The following is a 22,412-nucleotide window of genomic DNA, read 5'->3' as shown; positions in this document are numbered from 1 at the left end:
GAGCTATGACCCCGGCTTTATCAGCAACTTAAAAGCAAAGATTAAGCTTTTTTAGCTTCTGCAGCAGCTTTCACGATAACAGCGAAAGCATCCGCTTTCAGAGATGCACCGCCAACCAGCGCGCCATCGATATCTGGCTGGGTGAACAGTTCTGCTGCATTTTTATCATTTACAGAACCGCCGTACTGAATGATAACTTGTGCGGCAACAGCAGCATCTTGTTTAGCAATATGGTCGCGGATGAATTTATGAACCGCTTGAGCCTGTGCTGGCGTCGCTGATTTGCCAGTACCGATAGCCCAGATGGGTTCATAAGCAATCACTGCGCCTTCGAACGCTTTGACACCGAGAGTGTTCAGCACGGCATCCAGTTGTTTAGCACAAACCGCTTCAGTTTGGCCCGCTTCGTTTTCTGCTTCGGACTCACCGATACACAATACTGGGATCAGACCCGCATCTTTCAACACGCCGAATTTCTTCGCGATGAACTCATCACTTTCTTTGTGATAAGTACGGCGCTCAGAGTGGCCAATAATGATGTATTGCGCGCCAATATCTTTCAGCATTTCAGCAGAGGTTTCGCCGGTAAATGCGCCAGACAGATTCACATCAACATTCTGTGCGCCCAGAGCGATACGGCTGCCTGCTAAGGCATGTTTAGCTTGGCTCAGGTAGATAGCGGGTGGGGCAATAGCTACGCCACAGCCTTCAACGGTACTCAGTTCTTTACGCAGGCCAGCGATAAGCTCGTTAACCATGTGAGTGCTACCGTTCAGTTTCCAGTTACCCATAACTAATGGATGACGCATGTTTCTTCCTCCAACAAGGGGACACGAGGGTCAATAATAATGACTGCCCGACAGGCAGTTTACCTGTCCAACAGTATAGAGATGATTAGCGGTAATGGCTTTGCTTTTCGTCATTAATTGCAGCGAGATTATGCTTCAGATAGTGACAGCTTAATCGGTTCAACAGCGAAGGTTAGCCCTTTTTCGCCGTTATCTGCTACAACATAGCGAATTGCACCGACAGGATGGGCGTAGAAAGGCAAGCCTTTACCTTGTGTCAGCAGCTGCTGCACGTTGTCGAGGCTTTGTTCGACAGTGAGTGTCGGCTCAAATTGGCGCATCAGCGCCGCCATATAGTTCACTGCAACACGCCGAGCTGCTTTTTCTTCATTTCCTTTAATGGGCAAATAGGTAATTTGGAGAGTCTTAATCTTACCTGTCCCTTTTTCCAATGCGGTTGAAGCATAAAGATTTTCATTAATCTTGCTGGCCGCACGCGTCAGTGGCGGAGCATCACCCTTCACGGTGATGGCGTGGAACTCACTGATGGGGAGTGTCGGGTTAGCACGATTATAGCGCTCACGAAATTTCACCAGTGTTAAATCAAAGGTGGGGGCGCCCGAAAGCAGATAAGGGGCTGTTGGCTGCGTTTCTACTGCTGGCTTATCATCGCCATCGGTAGGGTCGGCATGAGCGCGGCTGACCGTTGCTATCAGCAGCAGTATTGTCAGCATTGCGGTTATTTCATTTCTCATGACTTACGCCGTGGTTCGAAGTGTATAGGGGATTAAAGCGGTAATGGGCAGTGAATGTCAAAATTCACTGCAAAGATTATAGGTTAGTTGGGGTGTTAGGTTACACTTTGGCAAAATTATATCAGGTAAATGGATAGAGTCATCGATGACAATACAGCAATGGTGTTTCTCGTTTAGAGGCCGTATAGGGCGACGAGATTTTTGGATCTGGATTGGCTTGTGGCTGTTGGCGATGCTGGTGATTTTTACTCTGGCAGGGAAAGATTGGATACCGATTCAGACTGCCGCTTTCGCTATTGTTTTTCTGTTGTGGCCGACGGCAGCGGTGGTGGTTAAGCGGCTTCATGACCGCAATAAAGCGGGTTGGTGGGCATTGTTGGTTGTACTGGCCTGGATACTGATGGCGGGTAATTGGCAGATGTTGGCCCCAATTTGGCAGTGGGGCGTTGGGCGATTTATTCCCACACTTATTATTGTCATGATGTTTATCGACTGCGGCGCATTTCTTGGTACGCAAGGGGATAACCGTTTTGGCCCGGAAGCGGTGCCAGTGAAGTTCCTCGCAGATAAAGCACAGTAGAGAATGTGGGTAAAGCAAAAGGGCGCAATCGCGCCCCTAGATATTTAGATTATCAATATTACTTCTTACCAATACTGCTCACTGGTCATATGCCCCGGTTTACGGCGTAAATGTTTACGCATCCCCCGCTGATCCTTCAGCAATTGCTGAGTATCACGCACCATTTGCGGGTTACCACACAGCATTACATGGCTATCTTCAGCATCAATCTTCAAGCCAACTGCGGCTTCCAGAGATCCATTTTCAATCAACGCGGGGACTCTACCGGTTAATGAACCGGGGGATTCTTCACGGCTCACTACTGTCTGAATACGTAATTTGCCGTTATAACGTTGCTCAAGTTGTTGCATCAGCGGCAAATAACTGAGGTCACGGGCAAAGCGGGCAGCATGAACCAACACGATATTTTTGAAGCGCTCTAAATCGCGCCCCTCTTGTAAGATAGACAGATAAGGCCCAATCGCGGTACCGGTTGCCAGCATCCATAAAGTATCGCAATCTGGGATTTCTTCCAGCACAAAGAAGCCAGCGGCTTGCTTGGTCACCATCACTTCGCTACCCACCGCCAGTTGGTCCAGCCGTGGGCTGAGTTTCCCCTCTGGTACCGTCACCAGATAAAACTCCAGATTATCGTCGCTCGGGGCGTTGACGTAGGAGTAGGCCCGTTGCACCCGCTCGCCATTAATATCTAATGCCAGCTTGGCAAATTGACCGGCGGTAAAGGGATCGACGGGCGCATTGACCCGAATACTAAACAAAGCGTCTGTCCAGTGTTCGACGTGAGTAATCTTACCACTAACCCATTCAGCCATATTTATGGTCCCTGTTATTCAATGATGCTCAAAGCGCAGGCGCTATTTTAGGGGATCTCGTTGAAAAGTATTATCGATTAAATGTTATCCCGTCGATCCTTGGCTTCACTCACTAATCTGGACACTTTAGTTTACGTCGCTGGTGTTTTTATCTGCCAGTTACCCATTTGGCAATATGTCATGCTGGCTCGCTAAAAAATCTGAATTTGTTAGCTTATGCGCCAATAGTGAGGTGTGCCCCAAAATACGGTTTTTTAGCTGTCTGTTGTGGCACGATGTCCGGCTAACGATTAGTTAAGATAATGAGAAAAATAGAGAATTTCCACCTGCTGGTGATGTTGATTCTGTTGGTCGCTGTCGGTCAAATGGCACAAACCATTTATGTACCGGTTATTGCGGATATTGCCCGTGATTTATCGGTTCGTACTGGTGTGGTACAGCGCGTCATGGCGGCTTATTTGTTGACCTACGGCTTCTCGCAATTGATTTATGGCCCACTCTCCGACCGCGTTGGGCGTCGGCCCGTTATTTTGGCGGGCATGATGATATTTATGCTCGGTGCATTGGGGGCTTGGCTGGCTGGTAGCTTGACGATGTTGGTGGCCGCCAGTGCTTTGCAGGGGATGGGGACTGGGGTTGCGGGCGTGATGGCGCGAACCATGCCTCGGGATTTATATGCAGGTACGGCACTGCGCTACGCTAATAGCATGTTAAATATGGGTATTTTGGTTAGTCCACTGATGGCTCCAGTCATTGGTGGAGTGCTGGCGAGCCTGTTTGGCTGGCGTGCTTGCTATGCTTTCTTGCTCTTTTTGTGTGGTGGGGTAGCCTTTTGCATGTTCCGTTGGTTGCCGGAAACCCGCCCACTGCAAACCGAAAAACGGCGTATGTTAGCGAGCTTCCGCTTGCTGTTATCTGATCGTTCTTTTAGCGGCTATTTGGTGATGCTCATTGGAGCGTTGGCAGGGATTGCTGTCTTTGAGGCCAGTGCTGGTGTGCTGATGGGCGGAGTATTGGGGTTGAGTGGGGTAACCGTCAGTATTCTATTTATCTTGCCGATTCCTGCCGCATTTTTTGGTGCTTGGTATGCGGGCCGTGATGGTAAAACTTTCCATAGTTTGATGTGGCACTCGGTCATTAGCTGCCTGTTGGCAGGGTTGATGATGTGGATACCCGGCTGGTTTGGCGTGATGAACATTTGGACGTTGGTGATACCGGCGGCGCTGTTTTTCTTTGGCGCTGGGATGCTGTTTCCATTGGCCACCACCGGTGCGATGGAACCTTTTCCTTATTTAGCGGGCGCTGCTGGGGCTTTAGTGGGCGGGTTGCAGAATGTTGGGTCAGGTTTAGCCACTTGGCTGTCCGCCATGCTGCCACAAACCGGGCAGTTCAGTCTGGGGTTGCTAATGTTTGCAATGGCGGTACTGATTTTGCTGTGCTGGTGGCCATTATCCCATCGGATGCAACCACAAGAACACCGCGTTTAATCAATAGAATACACGAAGACTAAAAACGGGCATCGCTTGAATGTGATGCCTGTTTTTAATTAATGCCCGCAATATCGGTGAACCGAATTATAGTAAGAATTCATGCAGCGCGGGATCTTTGCGATCCAGAAAATGGGTCGAGCGAATACGGCGGATAGTGCGGGATTTACCACGAATTAGCAGTGTCTCGGTGGTCGCCATGTTCCCTTTGCGGTAAATACCTTCTAGCAAATCACCTTTGGTAATCCCGGTAGCAGAGAAAATCACATTGTCATTGCGGGCCATATCACCTAGCAACAACACTTTACCTGCCTCAATACCCATGGATTTACAGCGTGCTAATTCTTGTTCACCGATACGGCGGTTGTCTTCGTTATCACCCTTAACTTGATGGCGCGGCAGTAAACGGCCTTGCATGTCGCCGTCGAGTGCCCGGATCACTGCCGCTGAAATGACCCCTTCAGGCGCGCCGCCGATGCAATACATCACATCCACTTCACTTTCTGGCATGCAGGTCAAAATAGAGGCTGCAACATCACCGTCTGGAATGGCGAACACTTTCACACCGAGTTGCTGCATTTCGGCGATAATCCCATCATGGCGCGGTTTAGCCAGCGTGATAACGGTTAAATCGGTCAAGGGTTTATTGAGCTTGATGGCGATGTTGCGCAGATTGAGTTCCAACGGCAGGTTAAGGTCGATAGCGCCTTTTGCACCGGGGCCAACTACCAACTTTTCCATATACATATCCGGCGCATGCAAGAATGTGCCTTTATCTCCCACTGCCAACACAGCCAGTGCATTAGCCTGACCCATCGCCGTCATGCGAGTACCTTCAATGGGGTCAACAGCGATATCCACGGCATCACCTTGGCCGGAGCCGACGCGCTCGCCGATAAACAGCATCGGTGCCTCATCGATTTCACCTTCACCAATAACAATTTGCCCATCAATATTGACCTGATTGAGCATAATACGCATGGCCCGTACAGCAGCGCCGTCGGCAGCATTTTTATCGCCCCGACCCAGCCACTTATAGCCCGCCAGTGCGGCAGCTTCAGTGACACGGGAAAACTCGATGGCTAATTCACGTTTCATGGTTCGACCTGTTGATTGCGATATGGGAGAACGGATATAGGGCGAGAATTCTATCACATTGAAGAATAAGCCGAGGTAGGCATGAATAAAAAACGCGCCACCGGGGGAGTGATGGCGCGTTAGCAATAGAAGAGACGTTCAGTATAAAACAGGCGAATCGTTACTCGTCGTGCTCTTCCCATGCCTGAGCGCGTGCTACAGCTTTCTTCCAGCCTTTGTAGCGGAAGTCACGCTCAGTAGTTTCGATCCCAGGGCGGAATTCGCGGTCAATAGTCGCTTTGCTCCGCACTTCGTCTAAGTCATTCCAGAAGCCTGTTGCCAGACCTGCCAGGAATGCGGCACCCAACGCGGTACTTTCACGCACAACAGGACGTTCAACACGGGTGCCCAGAATATCGGCTTGGAACTGCATCAAGAAGTTGTTGGCTACTGCACCACCATCAACACGCAGTGATTTCAGACGTTCGCCAGAATCGGCTTGCATCGCATCCAGCACATCGCGAGTTTGGTAAGCAATTGATTCCAGTGTTGCGCGGATAATATGGTTGCTGTTCACACCACGGGTCAGGCCAAAAATAGCGCCACGGGCATACGGGTCCCAATAAGGTGCACCTAGGCCGGTGAAGGCAGGCACCACATAGACCCCATTGCTGTCTTTAACTTTCGTAGCAAAATATTCAGAATCGAATGAGTCACTAATCAATTTCAGCTCATCACGCAGCCATTGGATAGAGGCGCCACCAATAAACACAGCACCTTCCAGCGCATAGTTCACTTCGCCTCGAGGGCCACAAGCGATAGTGGTTAATAGACCATTTTTGGATTCAACCACTTCAGTACCGGTGTTCATCAGCAAGAAGCAGCCTGTACCGTAAGTATTTTTCGCCATACCCGGTTGTACACATAACTGGCCGAACAGTGCAGCTTGTTGGTCGCCAGCAATACCTGCGATTGGAATACGAGTGCCGCCTTTACCACCAATGTTGGTTTGGCCGTAAATTTCAGATGATGGGCGAACTTCAGGCAGCATGGCACGTGGAATATTCAGCGCTTTCAACATGCGCTCATCCCACTCTTTGGTGCGGATATTAAACATCATGGTGCGTGATGCGTTGGTGTAATCCGTCACGTGTACGCGGCCCTGCGTCATGTTCCACACTAGCCAAGTGTCTACAGTACCAAACAGTAACTCGCCACGTTCAGCACGATCACGTGCGCCTTCTACGTTATCGAGGATCCATTTGACCTTGGTGCCAGAGAAGTAAGGGTCGACCACTAAACCGGTGTTATGGCGGATATACTCTTCCAGCCCTTCTTTTTTGAGTTTCTCACAAATTTCGGCAGTACGACGGCATTGCCAAACAATCGCGTTGTACACCGGTTTACCGGTCGCTTTATCCCAAACAATGGTGGTTTCACGCTGGTTAGTAATGCCGATACCGGCGATTTCATCAGAACTGATACCGGCTTTAGCCAGTACTTCGACCAGTGTTGAGCTTTGAGTTGCCCAGATTTCCATTGGGTCATGCTCAACCCAGCCCGCTTTCGGGTAAATTTGGGTGAATTCGCGCTGAGAAACACTCACGATATTAGCATCGTGGTCCAGTACCACAGCTCTGGAACTGGTCGTTCCCTGATCAAGCGCGACAATGTATTTCTTTTGAGTAGTGTTTTCAGTTGTCATAGTTAGCCTACTTTTAAGTTGCCGTTTATACCCGTTATCTTTCATGGCGTTGGTACGTTGGCTGTGCCATGAAATCTACCGGGTATATTAGATTATCTATTAATTACGCTTTGCGTTCTGTGGTCGTCACCGTGGTTTCTTCATCATCAATGGCACACACATCGCAAGGTAAGTGGCGGCCAATCAGAGCACGATAGCCAAAAGCACCGACCAAAGCGCCGACGATAGGCCCTAAGATAGGGACTAGGAAGTAAGGAATGTCACGCCCGCCAGTGAAGGCGACTTCACCCCAGCCGGCAAAATAAGCAAATAGTTTTGGACCAAAATCACGTGCTGGGTTTAATGCGAAGCCTGTCAGCGGCCCCATTGAACCACCGATAACAGCAATCAGAATACCAATGAGTAACGGTGCCAGTGGGCCGCGAGGAATACCATTACCATCGTCAGTCAGTGCCAAAATCAGGCACATCAAAATAGCAGTAATGACGGTTTCAACCAGGAAAGCCTGGAAAACAGAAATGTGCGGATTTGGATAAGTAGAGAAGATACCGGCCAAGTTCAGGCTTTCAACACTGCCACGAGCTATCTGATGGGTTTGTTCAAAATCGACAAACAGGTTGTAGTAGAGACCATACACTAATGCCGCTGCACAAAATGCCCCTGCAATTTGCGCCACAATGTAGGGAATGACTTTACGGCGATCGAAGCAGGCAAATAACCACAATGCAATGGTTACCGCCGGGTTAAGATGAGCGCCAGAAATTGCTGCTGTTAGGTAGATGGCCATGGCAACACCCAGGCCCCAAATGATACTGATTTCCCACTGCCCAAAACTGGCGCCTGCCAATTTCATTGCAGCAACACAGCCCACACCAAAAAAGATGAGTAGAGCAGTACCGAGAAACTCCGCGATACATTGGCCCTTCAAGGTCGAACTAGCGGTTTGGCTCATAGTAGATGTCCTAGAGACAGAGATTTATAGGGTATTTCTTATTTTTGCCCTTCAGACAACGAAGGGAGTGATGTAAATTTATCGTTAACGAGCATAAACGAGAAATAGCGAAATCAAAATGTGTGTGGTGCGTCATAAAAATGAGCGATTTCGCGTTATTCACGGACGTTAAGGTACTTTGAAAGTGTGATCAGACCAGTACTTTTGTTTTCAGTTGTTAAGGGCATGTATAACTTTACAGGATTGGTCATAAGGGTTTTTCAGTTTTTGCTGATGGTTCCTGAAACGAAATTGCTACAGAGTGTGGTTTGTACGGGTATGGCGCTAGACAGGGGGGGGCTGGCTACATACAATCGTTTCACAGGGTCATCGTTTTTATCAAGCGGCGTTGCTTTGATGAGGAACGCGTTAAACCAGCGCTTGTTACACGAGTTCGATAGCCATATAGCGCGATAAGTATTCACAGCAGTTTCATCTGCTAGTTGTTGTTTTAGTTAGAGCAGCAACTCAAGCTAAAAATGATGACTGCGACCAAGAGATGTACGCCTTGCTACCATAAGGGGACCGAAGAATGTCATTTGAAGTATTTGAGAAATTGGAAGTTAAAGTTCAGCAGGCGATTGATACCATCACTTTGTTACAGATGGAAATTGAAGAGCTGAAAGAGAAGAATAACACCCTGTCCCAAGAAGTTCAGGAAGCGGCTGGTGGCCGTGAAGCGCTAGTGCGCGAAAATGAGCAACTGAAACAAGAACAGCATGTTTGGCAGGATCGTCTGCGGGCTTTGCTGGGAAAGATGGAAGAAGTTTGATTTTGGCGGTTAAAGTGTAAACAATAACCGGCGTCAAATGAGAAGGGTAAAGGGCGATATCGACATCGCCCTTTCTTATGAAATCAGTGGGATATTACTCAATATCCAACGGTTCTTCTGACAGAATAATACCGGTGTTGTCTGCGTACAAATGGTCGCCGGAGAAGAACGTCACACCGCCAAAGTTCACGCGGATATCACTCTCGCCGATACCTTCATCTGCAGCACCCACCGGGATGGCTGCCATCGCTTGGATACCAATATCCAACTCAGCCAGTTCATCAACCTGACGAACTGCACCGTAAACAACAATACCTTCCCACTCGTTTTTCAGCGCCAGGTCAGCTAATTCAGCATTAATTAATGCACGGCGAACTGAGCCACCGCCATCAACAACCAGGACACGGCCCAGACCATTTTCTTCAAGTAGGTCAAATAATAAGCCGTTATCTTCGAAACATTTTACAGTGGTTATCTTGCCACCAAATGAAGTACGTCCGCCAAAATTGGAGAACAGTGGTTCTACCACATTTACCTCTTCATGATAGATATCACAGAGATCGGAAGTATCATATTTCATAGGATTAACGTCTGGTTGCGGCTGGGATGTTAAGTATATCCCTTTCTGGCTACTGTTGGCAAAATCATCAATTGTTAAATTTCTCCGAGTAGACTTTATTAGCCGCCACCCGGAGAAAGAAAGCGGCGAGATTAGCTGAGTACTAGGCCGACGGCAAATAGGATATTGGTCAATAGCGCGGCTTTAACCATATGCTCAAGCATGGGGCGCATTCCCGCAGCCGTAGGTTCGCGCAAGACAAATAGGGCGTGTTTGACCAACAATGGAACAGCCAGAATAAAGATCCAACCCTTCCAAGTGTGCAGATTTAATAGGCTAAATAAGGCCAGACAGAAGATAGCGGCAGTGATCAATAGAGCATGGTAATAGCGTGCGATGACTGGGCCTAAACGCACCGCCAGTGTATTTTTACCATTGGCCTTGTCATTTTCGATATCGCGCAAATTATTAATATTGAGAACTGCGGTGGCCAGTAAACCACAAGCCGTGGCGGGAAGCATGACGATGCTGTCAAAGTGCCCAGCCTGAAGATAGTAAGTCCCGGCAACACTCAACCAGCCGAAGAATACTAAGACGGAAATATCACCTAACCCCATATAACCATAGGGTTTGTTACCTACGGTATAGGTAATCGCCGCCACAATGGCCATCAACCCAAGCAGTAAAAAGCCTAAAATATCACTGGGTTTTTCACAGGCCACAGCGATAAGTGCAATACCAGAAATAATGGTCAGGCTTACAGTAATGATCAGCGCCACTTTCATCTGGTGACGAGTAATCATCCCTTTTTGCATGCCGCGCAGTGGCCCGATGCGCTCTTCGGTATCACTGCCCTTAATAGCATCGCCATAATCATTGGCCAGATTAGACAGAATTTGCAGCAGGCCAGCTGTTAGCAAAGCAAGCAATGCGACTGCGGGTTTAAAACTATCGAGCCAGACAGCAAGCGCTGAACCGGTAACGATAGAGGCAAAAGCCAGTGGTAGTGTTCGTGGCCGTAGGCTTTCCAGCCAAGCCTGAGTCTGGCTGGTGTTGGTTGATAGGCTCATTTTCCGCTTCATTTTATTATTTACCTTCCATTATTGAAGCCGCAGGGGTTAGCTAAGTTCATTGGCCGCCTACCTGCAACGCCACTAACGTCGGGTATTAGGAGTCTGGTCCGCCTATTATCGGCGAGTTAAAAAAATCATTCGATAAAAATAAGAGTGGGAGGCGATGCCTCCCACTCAATATTATTTTGGCGAACCATTTTATCCAGCATAGGCTTATAAAGCGAATTATAGGATAAAACGACTCAGATCTTCATCTGCTACCAGCTCATCCAGATGCTTACCGACATATTCCGCATCAATAGTAATGGACTGGCCATTGCTTTCACTAGCGTCATAAGAGATATCCTCCATCAGACGTTCCAGCACGGTATGCAAACGGCGAGCACCAATATTCTCGGTACGCTCGTTAACCTGCCAGGCTGCTTCAGCGATTTTGCGGATACCTTCGCGGGAGAACTCAACAGTCACTCCTTCGGTCGCCATCAGTGCTTTGTACTGTTCGGTCAGCGATGCACTCGGTTCAGTCAGAATGCGCTCGAAATCATCTGTAGTCAGTGCTTGCAATTCTACACGGATTGGCAAGCGACCTTGCAATTCCGGAATCAGGTCAGACGGGCTTGAGACCTGGAATGCACCGGAGGCAATAAACAGAATATGATCTGTTTTCACCATACCGTGTTTAGTCGATACGGTGCAGCCTTCTACCAGTGGCAGCAAGTCACGCTGTACCCCTTCGCGAGACACATCCGGGCCTGAAGTCTGGCCGCGTTTACAGATTTTATCGATTTCATCGATGAATACGATCCCGTGTTGCTCAACCGCATCAATCGCTTGTTGTTTTAGCTCTTCAGGATTAACCAGCTTCGCGCCTTCTTCCTCAATCAGCAGTTTGAATGCATCTTTGATTTTGATTTTACGCGGCTTTTGTTTCTGACCAGCAATGTTCTGGAACATGGATTGTAACTGATTAGTCATCTCTTCCATGCCCGGAGGTGCCATAATTTCAACTCCAACCGGAGCGGCTGCCAAATCGATTTCAATCTCTTTGTCATCCAGTTGACCTTCGCGCAGTTTTTTGCGGAAAGCCTGACGAGTCGCAGATGGCTCTTGGGTTTCATCCGGTTGGCCCCAGTTATTCTTGGCCGGCGGAATGAGCACATCCAGAATGCGCTCTTCGGCTAATTCCTCAGCCCGATAGCGCATTTTTTCAATTGATTGATGGCGAACCATTTTCACGGCTGCATCGGTCAGATCGCGGATAATCGAATCCACCTCTTTACCCACATAGCCCACTTCGGTGAATTTAGTCGCTTCAACTTTGATGAACGGTGCATTAGCCAGTTTTGCCAGACGGCGGGCAATTTCGGTTTTACCCACACCGGTTGGGCCGATCATCAGAATGTTTTTTGGAGTAACTTCATGGCGCAACTCTTCATTAAGTTGCATCCGACGCCAGCGGTTACGCAGGGCAATGGCCACTGCACGTTTAGCTTTATCCTGGCCGATAATGTAGCTATCAAGTTCGCTGACGATTTCGCGTGGGGTCATTTCAGACATGTCACTCTATCCTTACGCTTTGTATGTTAATAACGTTTAGTACGTTAATTCTTCGATGGTTTGGAAGCGGTTGGTATAGATACAAATATCCCCCGCAATGCTCAGAGATTTCTCAACGATATCTCGAGCACCCAATTCGGTGTTTTCCAGCAGAGCGCGTGCCGCTGACTGGGCATAAGGCCCACCAGAACCGATAGCAATCAAATCATCTTCAGGCTGAACTACATCGCCATTGCCTGTGATGATCAGTGACGCGGTTTCATCAGCGACGGCTAGCAGTGCTTCAAGCTTGCGTAGCATACGGTCGGTTCGCCAATCTTTGGCTAACTCGACAGCTGCTTTCGTCAGGTGGCCTTGATGCATCTCTAGTTTGCGCTCGAACAGCTCAAACAGCGTAAAGGCATCAGCCGTACCGCCAGCAAAACCGGCAATCACTTTATTGTTATAAAGGCGACGTACTTTTTTGGCGTTACCTTTCATTACGGTATTACCCAGAGTGACCTGGCCATCGCCACCGATAACGACATGACCATCACGGCGTACACTTACAATTGTTGTCACGAGCGGACCCTCGTTGCAGACTGAATGAGTCCCCATACTGCCTTTCAGAAAAACAGTATGGGGTATATTGAGATTATAAATGGGGGAGGATTACTGCTTTTCAACCCCCAACAGCGAGGGGAATGCATCCTGATTGACCTGCGCTTTTCAAACGCTGCAAGGCATTATCTGCGGCAGCCTTGGTGCTGTATGGGCCGAGCACCACACGATTCCAACCACCACCGGCGGTTATACGGCTTTCAATACCTTCAAATGCTAATTGAGCACGAATAGATTCGGCCTGATCGGCGGCTTTGAATGAACCACATTGCACCATCCAGCGCTGTGCTTTCTCTTTCTCTTTCTCTTTCTCTTTTTCCGGCTTCGGTGGTGTTGCGGCCTGTGTAACCGGTGCCGTTGGCTGTTGTGCTCGCGGCGGCTGTACCGGTACTTGCTGCTGTACTGGCGCAGTCGTTTGACGCGGCGGTGTTAACGGTTGCTGCTGCACATTGGTTGCCGGTGGTGTGATGGTCACCGAAGAGCGGGGCACTTGTACGCCTTGGTTATAAGGCACCTCTGACAGCTGTGTTGGTTGCTGACGCATGTCCGCCTGCATTTGCTCAAGCAATTGGCGCTGCTCATTGGTCAGTTGTGTCTTGGAATTCACTTCACCACCGGCAGAGGGTTCTGTTGGTGTAGGGACGCCAATCTGGCGATTTTCCAGCTCTTTAATATAGCGCCAGCGCTCTTCCGGTTTCGGCGGTAGCCCATTGCCCGCACGAGGGTCATGGCTAGGCAGTAGCGGAAGATCACCCGGCTTGTTGTGGGTAATGAAATAAAGTCCACCAACAAATACTACTAATAGCGCGACAGCCAGTGCCATCACGGTTTTAGATACTGCTGGAGCACTGCGTTTTTTTCGGCTGGTGCTTTTGCGCCGCGCTCCTGAGCGCCCTCGGCTTACATAATCTCTTTGTGCCACTGTCGTTTCGCTGCGTCGTGATGATGGAATAAGTCCGTCATGTTACTGAACCCCTGAATATTTGCCTAGCGTTTAGGCGCAGCAGTACTTTCCCTGATGATTAATTCGGTGTCTAACAAGCGGGAGCCACTTTGTACTGAATGCCCTTGTAACTGCTCAAGTAATAGTAACATGGCTTGCTGACCAATTTGATAGCGTGGTTGCGCTACGGTGGTCAAGGGAGGATCACAATACTGTGACAGCTTCAGGTCGTCAAAGCCAACCACTGAGATATCCTGCGGGACGTGCAACCCCATTTTCTTGGCTTGCCACATTGCCCCTATCGCCATTACATCATTGTGACAAAATATTGCAGTAGGTGGTTGTGGTAGCGCCATGAGTGTGGCAAAAGCCTCAGCACCAGCCTCGTAACTAAAGTCACCCCGCAGAATATAGTCGCTGTCGACCGCAATACCGTTACGGCGTAGAGCCTGAATATAGCCCTGTAGCCGATACTGACACAGCGGAAAACTCTCAGGCCCAGCCACACAGGCAATACGTTTGTGACCTAACTCGTGCAGATAGTTTACGGCTTCATAGGCTGCGGTCAGGTTATCGATATGCACCGTTGGTAGTTCCAGTTCTGGTGTAAATTCGTTTGCCATGACCATGGGCGGCAAATTGCGTTGCTCTTCTTTGCTGGCATCAAACGGCAGATTGGAGCCTAGCAACAACATGCCATCAATTTGTTTGGTGATGATTAAATTAACAAAGGTGCGCTCTTGCTGTGTCTGTTGCGCGCAATCGCCAATTAATATCAGATATCCTTGCTGGGCGGCAGCATGCTCAATGCCTTGAATGATATCAGCAAAAAATGGGTCACTGATATCGGGGACAATCACCAGAATAGTGCGTGACTCATTGCGTTTAATATTGCGAGATAAAGCATGAGGAGAGTAACCCACAGCCAGTACGGCTTGTTCCACTTTTTGCCGGGTCACGGTAGAAACCTTCTCGGGGTTCATTAGTGCACGCGATACCGTCGCAGTTGAAACACCTGCCATTTCGGCAACGTCTTTCATGGTGGCCATCGTGAATTCTTTCTTCTGTTCCAACGCCTTTCTCCTTGCTCTGGCTCCGAGCCAGCACGAATGCTTGAGATATCCTGTGGCCCGTGGCTCAGAATATTAACGGGTTGTCACACGTAAACCGGTATGCCCGGTTAGCGCGCTCATATCCTTTCATGGCAGTGTGGTTTCGGTTAAATACTGACTTTCCGTCATTCTATACAGATAGTGAGGGCAATTTGTTACCTAATTTGCATTAAAAGTGTGACATAAGTAGGTTTTTTCGAACTGGCTCGCACAAAGCAGGGTAAACGATTGCTTAGAGTGGCAAATCAAACAATAAATTACGTAAATAACCAGCGTTACAACTTCGAGTAAGCAGGTGATTTAGCTGTCGATTGGATCCACATCTAACGTCCACTTAACTTTTCGCGCTTGCGGTAGCGTGTTGATCAACGGCTGAGAGGTTTTAATCAGCCGTTGCAATAATTGCCGTGAAGGGTGCTGTAACAATAATTGCCAGCGGAAGCGGCCACCACGTTTAGCTTGCAATGCCGGAACTGGCCCCATAATCCATAGCGCATCATCTTTCAGTGGGCTAGCCTCCAGCAAATTACGTAGCTGTTGCAGGAACAGTGCTGATTGCTGGTTATCGTGGTCTTCACTGCGCACGATGATATGACTGGTATAAGGCGGTAAAAATACGCTTTTACGTTCGGCCAAAGCCTGTTTGGCAAAAGCGTCATAGCCTTGCTGGAGTAGAATTTGCAGTAGTGGATGCTCAGGATGGTGCGTTTGTAAAATGACTTCACCTTGTTTACCCGCACGGCCTGCGCGGCCAGATACTTGGGTATAAAGCTGTGCAAAACGCTCCGCCGAGCGAAAATCGGCGGAAAACAGCGCTCCGTCAACATCCAGTAATGCGACCAGCGTGACATCAGGAAAGTGGTGGCCCTTCGCCAGCATTTGGGTACCAATCAAGATGCGCGCGCCTCCCTGATGAACATCAGCCAGATGCTGTTCCAGTGAGCCTTTACGGCTGGTGGTATCGCGATCAATTCGGGTAATTGGGGTATCAGGGAATAGCGGCGCAAGCTCATTTTCTAACTGTTCTGTACCAACGCCAACCGAGACTAAGTGAGTTGAGCCGCATTTGGGGCACTGTTGCGGCACGGGCCGTTGGCTATCGCAATGATGGCAACGCAACTGGCGGTGATTCTGATGGAGCGTGTAATAGTGGTCACAGCGCTGGCACTCGGCAATCCAGCCGCATTCATGGCACAACAGGGCGGGTGCATAACCCCGGCGGTTGAGGAATAAAATCACTTGATTGTCAGCTTGCAAATGGGCTTTCATGCGCTTTAGCAGTGGCTGAGAAAGGCCAACTTTTAACGGTAGCCCTTTGAGATCCAATAAGTGTTGTACTGCGGGTTTTGCATTACCCGCCCGTTTCGACAGTGTGAGCTGGCGATATTTCCCCATCTGCACGTTATGTAATGTTTCCAACGCGGGGGTCGCCGTGCCCATCACGATGGGAATATTTTCTTCGCGTGCACGGAATACGGCTAAATCTCTGGCATGGTAGCGCCAGCCTTCCTGCTGTTTATAAGAGCTATCATGTTCTTCATCGATAATGATGACCCCTAGCCGCGAGAAAGGGGTAAACAGGGCGGAGCGAGTACCAATCACGATGGCGGCCTCGCCGTTGCGCGCCCGCAGCCAGACAGACAAACGCTCGCTGTCATTTAAGCCGGAATGGAGTACCTCAACCGGTGCCGTGAACCGTTCGCGAAAACGCGCAATGGTCTGCGGTGTCAAGCCAATTTCAGGTACTAAAACTAGCGCCTGACGGCCCTGCGCCAGAATGTTTTCCAGTACACTGAGATACACTTCGGTTTTGCCAGAACCGGTCACCCCCGCCAATAACCAGGCAGAAAACTGGGTATCTTCACTGCGGATCGCCCCAACGGCAGTGGCCTGTTCGGTATTGAGCCGCAGGCGCTCGCCTAACACCGAAAAGCCAACACGCCAGTCGATGGTAGCGGCTTCCTGAGCGCGTAGGTCAACTAACCCTTTGCTGCGCAAGGCTTGCAGCGCACTTTCCGTGAGTGCCATGTCATTAACTTGATGGCGATAGACTGGTTTTTGTAATAATGCAGCGAGGGCCTGCTGCTGTTTCGGCGCACGTTTTAAACTTTCCGGCGGAGTGGCTCGCCCAAGTTCAGTAGCGAACCATTGCCACAAAGGGGCGGATTGTGCCGGTTTCCCTTGGCGCAGCAAGATGGGTAGGGCATGAAACAAGACTTCACCAATGGGGTAATGATAATACTCGGTCGCCCAACAGAGTATGCGCCACAGACTGGGGGGAAATAGGCTGTCACTATCCAACACGGCATCAACGGTTTTGAGTTGTTCGAGGGGGAAGGCGCTGGTATCACTGATACCCACGACAATCCCAATGGCTTTGCGTTTACCAAATGGCACACTGACGCGTGCACCCACCACCGGGCAGGCCATGGCACTGTCTAAACGGTAGTCAAAGGTACGGCTCAGTGGGACGGGTAAGGCCACTTGGACAACGAACATGTATTGCCATCCTGAATAAAAAACGGGCTTGAATAAAAAAAGATTGAATAGTTTACACTGAGTGCTTCAGAATGTGCGGATTCGATTGCGCGGTTTGGTCAAATTCTGTATGATTCGCCGCCTTTGATAGAATTCGATATCAAATCCTGTTAACAAGCGTTGTTTATTTTATCGACGATTGTTATTTATCAATCGTGTGGTGTCTGGCGGAACAGGGCTGGATAGCGACACGGCCTAAATATAGAGGTTTTCCATGAAACAAGGTATCCACCCTAAATACGAAGAAGTTACTGCTTCTTGCTCTTGCGGTAACGTTATCAAGATCAACTCAACTGTTGGTCATGACCTGAATCTGGACGTGTGCGGCGAATGCCACCCGTTCTACACTGGCAAGCAGCGTGATGTTGCTACCGGTGGCCGTGTTGACCGCTTCAACAAGCGTTTCAGCGTGCCGGGTGCTAAGAAGTAATTATTGCCCGTCAGACGAAAAAGGCGCCTTGGGCGCCTTTTTTCATTTCAGCAGCCCGGTTCATTTGACTTATGAACCGGGCTGCTGCCGGAAATCAATATTCCCAGGTATCGGGATCAACACCCAACTCACGCATTAAAATCTTCGCGGCTTCCGGGATTTCATCACTGCGCTCTTTACGCAGGTCTTCATCATTCGGCAGCGGTTGTCCGGTAAATGCATGCAAAAAAGCCTCGCATAACAATTCACTGTTAGTCGCGTGGCGCAGGTTGTTCACCTGACGGCGGGTCCGCTCATCGGTGAGGATTTTTAATACCTTCAGCGGAATGGATACCGTAATTTTTTTGACCTGCTCGCTTTTCTTACCGTGTTCAGCGTAAGGGCTGACATACTCGCCGTTCCACTCAGCCATGGGACACCTTAAATTTGTCGGAAAATACAAAATTCTGAAAACCGGCCAATTATGCCCGATCTTCGCTGTTCTCACTAAATAAATGTCGATTTTACTAGACTAAGGTCACTGAAATAACCCTTTTTGCTATTTATTGATAGCTATTACCTTCTATACCTATCATCTTTCAAGCTGCTGGGGGATGACTGCCATCATTCACTCAAGTCATTGAGTTAGCTAAACTCCTTGAGTTTATTCTGTTGTTGCCGACCTGCAACTTGAAAACTATTGGGTATAAGCCATTTTTTGCGATTAAAACAAGATCCCCACCGAAATCTGGCTGACATCATTAAGATATCTAAAACCTACATAATTTTAGCGGTTATTATTCCATTGCTCAATCTATACGCAAAGAAGTTTAGATGTCCAGATGTATTGACGTCCGTAATTTGTGCGTCTACTCTGGCATAACATTTTCTCGATCCCGGCTGGTGGAAATCCTTATGACGCGTAAACAAGCAACAATAGCAGTCCGTAGCGGGTTGAACGATGACGAGCAATATGGCTGCGTCGTCCCCCCGATTCACCTCTCCAGTACCTATAATTTTATCGACTTTAATCAGCCTCGCGCCCATGACTATTCACGTCGTGGTAATCCAACACGCGATGTAGTACAGCGGGCATTGGCTGAACTGGAAGGGGGCGCGGGTGCTGTTATGACCAGCAGCGGGATGTCAGCGATTCATTTGGTTTGCACCACATTTCTCAAACCGGGCGATCTATTGGTGGCGCCACATGACTGCTACGGCGGGAGTTACCGTTTATTTAATAGCTTAAGTCAGCGCGGCGCATATCGAGTGTTGTTTGTTGATCAAGGTAATAAAGAGGCGTTGAGTCAAGCCTTGGCTGAGAAGCCTAAGCTGGTGTTGATTGAAACCCCAAGCAACCCCTTGTTACGTGTCGTTGATATCGCAGCAATTTGTGAAGCGGCACATGCGGTTGGTGCGTTAACGGTTTGCGATAATACTTTCCTCAGCCCGGCATTGCAGCAACCTCTCTCTTTAGGCGCGGATTTGGTCGTGCATTCCTGCACTAAGTATCTCAATGGGCATTCAGATGTGGTTGCGGGGGCGGTGATTGCCAAAGATCCTGAACTGGCGGTTGAGCTGGCATGGTGGGCGAATAATATCGGCGTAACGGGGGCTGCATTTGATAGTTACTTGTTATTACGTGGTTTACGTACCTTGTCACCGCGTATGGCTCAACAGCAACGTAACGCAGATGACATTGTTCGCTATTTACAGCAGCAGCCTTTAGTGAAAAAGCTGTATCATCCTTCTCTGCCACAACATCCCGGCCACGAAATTGCTTGCCGTCAGCAGTCAGGTTTTGGTGCGATGCTCAGTTTTGAGCTTGATGGTGATGAACAGGTACTGCGTCGTTTCCTCTCTGCCCTTGAACTTTTTACCTTGGCAGAATCGTTAGGTGGCGTCGAAAGCCTGATTTCCCATGCAGCAACCATGACTCATGCGGGTATGGCGCCAGAAGCGCGCACTGCCGCAGGTATTACCGACAGCTTATTGCGTATTTCCGTGGGTATTGAAGATAGCGAAGATTTGATTGCCGATTTGGAAAATGCCTTCCAGTTGGCGGGAACGAGGTAAGCATGAATGCAACAGCGGTAGCAGCGGCGGTGACGGGTCGTCAACTGCATAAATTTGGTGGTAGTAGCCTTGCAGATGTGAAGTGTTACTTGCGAGTGGCCAATATTATGGCCAACTACAGTCATCCCGGCGATCTCATGGTGGTGTCTGCGGCAGGTAGTACAACTAACCAGCTGATAAGTTGGTTGAAACTGAGTCAAAGTGATCGTCTTTCTGCTCATCAGGTACAGCAGAATTTACGCCGTTATCAACACGATCTGATTAGTGGCTTATTGCCACCAGAAATAGCCGAGCGGCTGATCAGTGAGTTTATCCATGATTTGGAGCGCCTGGCCGGCCTGCTGGATAACAAAGTTGATGATGCAATTTATGCTGAAGTGGTCGGGCACGGTGAGATTTGGTCGGCCCGCTTAATGGCTGCAGTACTGAATAAGTTGGATATGGATGCTACTTGGCTTGATGCCCGTAGCTTCCTGCGTGCGGAACGTGCGGCACAGCCACAAATTGATGAAGGTCGTTCTTATCCGTTGTTGCAACAATTGATGGCGCAACATCCGCATCAGCGCTTGGTAGTGACCGGTTTTATCTCGCGTAATAATGCCGGTGAAACCGTGTTGTTGGGGCGTAATGGCAGTGACTACTCTGCGACCCAAGTTGGGGCGTTGGCAGGTGTTGAGCGCGTTACCATCTGGAGTGATGTCGCCGGGGTATACAGCGCTGACCCGCGCAAAGTGAAAGATGCCTGCTTGCTACCTTTACTGCGTTTGGATGAAGCCAGTGAACTGGCTCGTCTGGCAGCACCTGTACTACATACCCGCACGTTGCAGCCAGTTTCAGGCAGCGATATCGATTTGCAACTGCGCTGTAGCTATCAGCCGGAGCAAGGTTCAACTCGTATTGAGCGCGTACTGGCTTCGGGATCTGGTGCCAAGATTGTTACCAGCCATGATGATGTTTGCCTGATCGAACTACAGATTGCCAGCCATCACGATTTTTCGCTGGCACAGAAAGAAATTGATTTGCTCCTGAAACGTGCGCAAATCAAACCGTTAGCGACAGGTATCCATCCTGATCGCAATCTATTGCAACTTTGCTATACCTCCGAAGTGGTCAACAGCGCACTCAGAGTGCTGGAAGATGCCACCCTGCCGGGGAAATTATCGCTGCGTGAAGGGCTGGCACTGGTGGCATTAGTCGGTGCGGGAGTGAGCAAAAACCCACTGCACAGCCATCGTTTTTACCAGCAACTTAAAGATCAGCCGGTTGAGTTTATCTGGCAGGCCGAAGACGGAATCAGCATGGTTGCTGTTTTGCGTCTTGGGCCAACTGAACACTTGATTCAGGGTTTACACCAGTCGTTGTTCCGTGCGGAGAAGCGTATTGGTCTGATGCTGTTCGGTAAAGGCAATATCGGTGCGCGCTGGTTGGAGTTGTTTGCCCGTGAGCAAAAAAACATTTCAGCCCGCAGTGGTTTTGAGTTCGTGTTGGCTGGTGTTGTCGACAGCCGCCGTAGCCTGTTGAGTTATGACGGGTTGGATGCGAGCCGGACACTGGCATTTTATGATGATGAAGCCAAAGAACAGGACGAAGAATCACTATTTTTGTGGATGCGGGCGCATCCGTTTGATGACTTGGTGGTGCTGGACGTGACGGCGAGCGAGTCACTCGCCGAGCAGTATCTGGATTTTGCCAGCTATGGTTTCCACGTGATCAGTGCCAATAAATTAGCCGGAGCTTCGAGCAGCAATAACTACCGCCAAATCCGCGACGCTTTTGCGAAAACAGGTCGCCATTGGCTGTATAACGCGACTGTCGGTGCGGGGTTACCCGTGAACCACACCGTGCGTGATCTGCGTGATAGTGGCGACAGCATTTTGGCGATCAGCGGTATTTTCTCCGGTACGCTGTCTTGGTTATTCCTGCAATTTGACGGCACTGTGCCCTTTACTGATCTGGTGGATCAAGCTTGGCAACAAGGGTTGACCGAGCCTGACCCTCGGGTGGATCTTTCAGGCCAGGATGTCATGCGCAAACTGGTGATTTTAGCCCGTGAAGCGGGTTACGACATCGAACCAAATCAGGTGCGAGTGGAGTCATTGGTGCCCGCAGGGGCGGATGTTGGGTCCGTGGATCAATTCTTTGAAAATGGTGAAGCATTGAATCAGCAAATGATTCAACGCTTAGAGGCCGCAAATGAAATGGGGCTGGTATTGCGTTACGTTGCGCGTTTTGATGCCAATGGTAAGGCGCGCGTGGGCGTTGAAGCGGTACGTACTGACCATCCACTGGCGTCCTTGCTGCCGTGCGATAACGTGTTTGCCATTGAGAGCCGTTGGTATCGCGATAACCCGTTAGTGATTCGTGGCCCGGGGGCGGGACGTGATGTTACCGCAGGAGCCATTCAGTCAGATTTAAATCGCTTGTCTCAACTGCTATAAACCTGCATTAAATTGCCTCCTCTACTTTTTGCGTCGGGGAGGCAAAACATCACGTGATCCCCTACATGAATTTTCTGCGTGTTGCGTGTGAAGATTAATCATCGCCCTAAACTTATTTAAAAGTTGACTCTTTCGCCAAC

General features: G+C 49.4%; 20 protein-coding genes. 6 read left to right on the top strand and 14 right to left on the bottom strand.

Annotated elements, in window-relative coordinates; genetic code table 11:
* Positions 1-41: 41 nt before the first annotated feature.
* Both tpiA and ACIOG0_RS21315 read right to left on the bottom strand, forming a co-directional pair.
* Positions 42-809, bottom strand: a complete 768-nt coding sequence (gene tpiA / locus ACIOG0_RS21320; protein WP_050101075.1) for a triose-phosphate isomerase — start codon at positions 807-809, stop codon at positions 42-44.
* Between the two features lie 128 nt (positions 810-937).
* Positions 938-1,543, bottom strand: a complete 606-nt coding sequence (locus ACIOG0_RS21315; protein WP_050101074.1) for a DUF1454 family protein — start codon at positions 1,541-1,543, stop codon at positions 938-940.
* Positions 1,544-1,688: 145 nt separating this feature from the next.
* On the opposite strand from ACIOG0_RS21315, the gene ACIOG0_RS21310 reads away from it, so the two are divergent.
* On the top strand, positions 1,689-2,123 hold the full coding sequence (locus tag ACIOG0_RS21310) for a DUF805 domain-containing protein (protein WP_050101073.1): 435 nt from the start codon (positions 1,689-1,691) through the stop codon (positions 2,121-2,123).
* Between the two features lie 65 nt (positions 2,124-2,188).
* Here the strand turns inward: ACIOG0_RS21310 and fpr are convergent, their stop codons facing one another.
* Positions 2,189-2,935 carry a ferredoxin--NADP(+) reductase gene (gene fpr, locus ACIOG0_RS21305; RefSeq protein WP_050101072.1) on the bottom strand — a complete coding sequence of 249 codons (747 nt, stop codon included), beginning with the start codon at positions 2,933-2,935 and terminating at the stop codon, positions 2,189-2,191.
* Between the two features lie 302 nt (positions 2,936-3,237).
* On the opposite strand from fpr, the gene emrD reads away from it, so the two are divergent.
* On the top strand, positions 3,238-4,422 hold the full coding sequence (gene emrD / locus ACIOG0_RS21300) for a multidrug efflux MFS transporter EmrD (protein ID WP_050101071.1): 1,185 nt from the start codon (positions 3,238-3,240) through the stop codon (positions 4,420-4,422).
* Positions 4,423-4,509: 87 nt separating this feature from the next.
* On the opposite strand, the gene glpX is transcribed toward emrD, so the two are convergent.
* The 3 genes from glpX to ACIOG0_RS21285 all read right to left on the bottom strand — a co-directional run bounded on the left by glpX (position 4,510) and on the right by ACIOG0_RS21285 (position 8,156).
* The gene (gene glpX, locus ACIOG0_RS21295) at positions 4,510-5,520 is read right to left on the bottom strand and encodes a class II fructose-bisphosphatase (RefSeq protein WP_050101070.1); all 1,011 of its coding nucleotides are present in this window, start codon (positions 5,518-5,520) and stop codon (positions 4,510-4,512) included.
* A gap of 160 nt (positions 5,521-5,680) precedes the next feature.
* Complete coding sequence (gene glpK, locus ACIOG0_RS21290) at positions 5,681-7,204, bottom strand: glycerol kinase GlpK (protein WP_050101069.1); 1,524 nt, start codon at positions 7,202-7,204, stop codon at positions 5,681-5,683.
* Between the two features lie 103 nt (positions 7,205-7,307).
* Positions 7,308-8,156, bottom strand: coding sequence for an MIP/aquaporin family protein (locus ACIOG0_RS21285; protein ID WP_050101068.1), 849 nt, complete (start codon positions 8,154-8,156; stop codon positions 7,308-7,310).
* A gap of 571 nt (positions 8,157-8,727) precedes the next feature.
* Here ACIOG0_RS21285 and zapB point away from each other — a divergent pair.
* Positions 8,728-8,967, top strand: coding sequence for a septal ring assembly protein ZapB (zapB, locus tag ACIOG0_RS21280; protein ID WP_004392238.1), 240 nt, complete (start codon positions 8,728-8,730; stop codon positions 8,965-8,967).
* A 94-nt stretch (positions 8,968-9,061) separates the two neighbouring features.
* Here the strand turns inward: zapB and rraA are convergent, their stop codons facing one another.
* The 7 genes from rraA to priA all read right to left on the bottom strand — a co-directional run bounded on the left by rraA (position 9,062) and on the right by priA (position 17,310).
* Positions 9,062-9,547 (bottom strand): ribonuclease E activity regulator RraA, encoded by a 486-nt coding sequence (gene rraA, locus ACIOG0_RS21275; RefSeq protein ID WP_004714419.1) that lies wholly within the window; start codon positions 9,545-9,547, stop codon positions 9,062-9,064.
* A 131-nt stretch (positions 9,548-9,678) separates the two neighbouring features.
* The gene (locus ACIOG0_RS21270) at positions 9,679-10,596 is read right to left on the bottom strand and encodes a 1,4-dihydroxy-2-naphthoate polyprenyltransferase (protein WP_050101067.1); all 918 of its coding nucleotides are present in this window, start codon (positions 10,594-10,596) and stop codon (positions 9,679-9,681) included.
* 228 nt (positions 10,597-10,824) lie between these two features.
* Entirely contained in the window at positions 10,825-12,156 is a 1,332-nt protein-coding gene (gene hslU / locus ACIOG0_RS21265) for an HslU--HslV peptidase ATPase subunit (RefSeq protein ID WP_004710539.1), read from the bottom strand.
* Between the two features lie 36 nt (positions 12,157-12,192).
* Positions 12,193-12,717, bottom strand: a complete 525-nt coding sequence (hslV, locus tag ACIOG0_RS21260; protein ID WP_002208942.1) for an ATP-dependent protease subunit HslV — start codon at positions 12,715-12,717, stop codon at positions 12,193-12,195.
* 100 nt (positions 12,718-12,817) lie between these two features.
* Entirely contained in the window at positions 12,818-13,678 is an 861-nt protein-coding gene (gene ftsN / locus ACIOG0_RS21255; protein WP_128451836.1) for a cell division protein FtsN, read from the bottom strand.
* A 65-nt stretch (positions 13,679-13,743) separates the two neighbouring features.
* Positions 13,744-14,772, bottom strand: a complete 1,029-nt coding sequence (cytR, locus tag ACIOG0_RS21250) for a DNA-binding transcriptional regulator CytR (RefSeq protein WP_050101065.1) — start codon at positions 14,770-14,772, stop codon at positions 13,744-13,746.
* Between the two features lie 339 nt (positions 14,773-15,111).
* Positions 15,112-17,310 (bottom strand): primosomal protein N', encoded by a 2,199-nt coding sequence (gene priA / locus ACIOG0_RS21245; protein ID WP_050101064.1) that lies wholly within the window; start codon positions 17,308-17,310, stop codon positions 15,112-15,114.
* Positions 17,311-17,563: 253 nt separating this feature from the next.
* Between priA and rpmE the strand changes: the two genes are divergently transcribed.
* Complete coding sequence (rpmE, locus tag ACIOG0_RS21240; RefSeq protein WP_050101063.1) at positions 17,564-17,779, top strand: 50S ribosomal protein L31; 216 nt, start codon at positions 17,564-17,566, stop codon at positions 17,777-17,779.
* Between the two features lie 94 nt (positions 17,780-17,873).
* On the opposite strand, the gene metJ is transcribed toward rpmE, so the two are convergent.
* The gene (gene metJ / locus ACIOG0_RS21235; protein ID WP_004392248.1) at positions 17,874-18,191 is read right to left on the bottom strand and encodes a met regulon transcriptional regulator MetJ; all 318 of its coding nucleotides are present in this window, start codon (positions 18,189-18,191) and stop codon (positions 17,874-17,876) included.
* Between the two features lie 482 nt (positions 18,192-18,673).
* On the opposite strand from metJ, the gene metB reads away from it, so the two are divergent.
* Complete coding sequence (gene metB / locus ACIOG0_RS21230) at positions 18,674-19,834, top strand: cystathionine gamma-synthase (RefSeq protein ID WP_050101062.1); 1,161 nt, start codon at positions 18,674-18,676, stop codon at positions 19,832-19,834.
* 2 nt (positions 19,835-19,836) lie between these two features.
* A complete protein-coding gene (locus ACIOG0_RS21225) occupies positions 19,837-22,272 on the top strand; it encodes a bifunctional aspartate kinase/homoserine dehydrogenase II (protein WP_050101061.1) in 2,436 nt (811 codons plus the stop codon).
* Positions 22,273-22,412: the final 140 nt, after the last annotated feature.

Origin of the sequence: Yersinia vastinensis (genome assembly GCF_044905075.1) — a bacterium.
GTDB lineage: Bacteria > Pseudomonadota > Gammaproteobacteria > Enterobacterales > Enterobacteriaceae > Yersinia > Yersinia vastinensis.
Note: the sequence above shows the minus strand (reverse complement) of the source record. Positions and strands in the feature narration are given on the sequence as shown.

What these genes read in the sequence shown, in the direction of transcription:
- metB (WP_050101062.1), top strand. Translation starts at nt 18,674, where the DNA reads ATGACGCGTAAACAAGCAACAATAGCAGTCCGTAGCGGGTTGAACGAT.
- ACIOG0_RS21285 (WP_050101068.1), bottom strand. Translation starts at nt 8,156, where the DNA reads ATGAGCCAAACCGCTAGTTCGACCTTGAAGGGCCAATGTATCGCGGAG.
- tpiA (WP_050101075.1), bottom strand. Translation starts at nt 809, where the DNA reads ATGCGTCATCCATTAGTTATGGGTAACTGGAAACTGAACGGTAGCACT.
- emrD (WP_050101071.1), top strand. Translation starts at nt 3,238, where the DNA reads ATGAGAAAAATAGAGAATTTCCACCTGCTGGTGATGTTGATTCTGTTG.
- hslU (WP_004710539.1), bottom strand. Translation starts at nt 12,156, where the DNA reads ATGTCTGAAATGACCCCACGCGAAATCGTCAGCGAACTTGATAGCTAC.
- glpX (WP_050101070.1), bottom strand. Translation starts at nt 5,520, where the DNA reads ATGAAACGTGAATTAGCCATCGAGTTTTCCCGTGTCACTGAAGCTGCC.
- fpr (WP_050101072.1), bottom strand. Translation starts at nt 2,935, where the DNA reads ATGGCTGAATGGGTTAGTGGTAAGATTACTCACGTCGAACACTGGACA.
- ACIOG0_RS21270 (WP_050101067.1), bottom strand. Translation starts at nt 10,596, where the DNA reads ATGAGCCTATCAACCAACACCAGCCAGACTCAGGCTTGGCTGGAAAGC.
- zapB (WP_004392238.1), top strand. Translation starts at nt 8,728, where the DNA reads ATGTCATTTGAAGTATTTGAGAAATTGGAAGTTAAAGTTCAGCAGGCG.
- glpK (WP_050101069.1), bottom strand. Translation starts at nt 7,204, where the DNA reads ATGACAACTGAAAACACTACTCAAAAGAAATACATTGTCGCGCTTGAT.
- metJ (WP_004392248.1), bottom strand. Translation starts at nt 18,191, where the DNA reads ATGGCTGAGTGGAACGGCGAGTATGTCAGCCCTTACGCTGAACACGGT.
- priA (WP_050101064.1), bottom strand. Translation starts at nt 17,310, where the DNA reads ATGTTCGTTGTCCAAGTGGCCTTACCCGTCCCACTGAGCCGTACCTTT.
- ACIOG0_RS21225 (WP_050101061.1), top strand. Translation starts at nt 19,837, where the DNA reads ATGAATGCAACAGCGGTAGCAGCGGCGGTGACGGGTCGTCAACTGCAT.
- rpmE (WP_050101063.1), top strand. Translation starts at nt 17,564, where the DNA reads ATGAAACAAGGTATCCACCCTAAATACGAAGAAGTTACTGCTTCTTGC.
- rraA (WP_004714419.1), bottom strand. Translation starts at nt 9,547, where the DNA reads ATGAAATATGATACTTCCGATCTCTGTGATATCTATCATGAAGAGGTA.
- ACIOG0_RS21315 (WP_050101074.1), bottom strand. Translation starts at nt 1,543, where the DNA reads ATGAGAAATGAAATAACCGCAATGCTGACAATACTGCTGCTGATAGCA.
- ACIOG0_RS21310 (WP_050101073.1), top strand. Translation starts at nt 1,689, where the DNA reads ATGACAATACAGCAATGGTGTTTCTCGTTTAGAGGCCGTATAGGGCGA.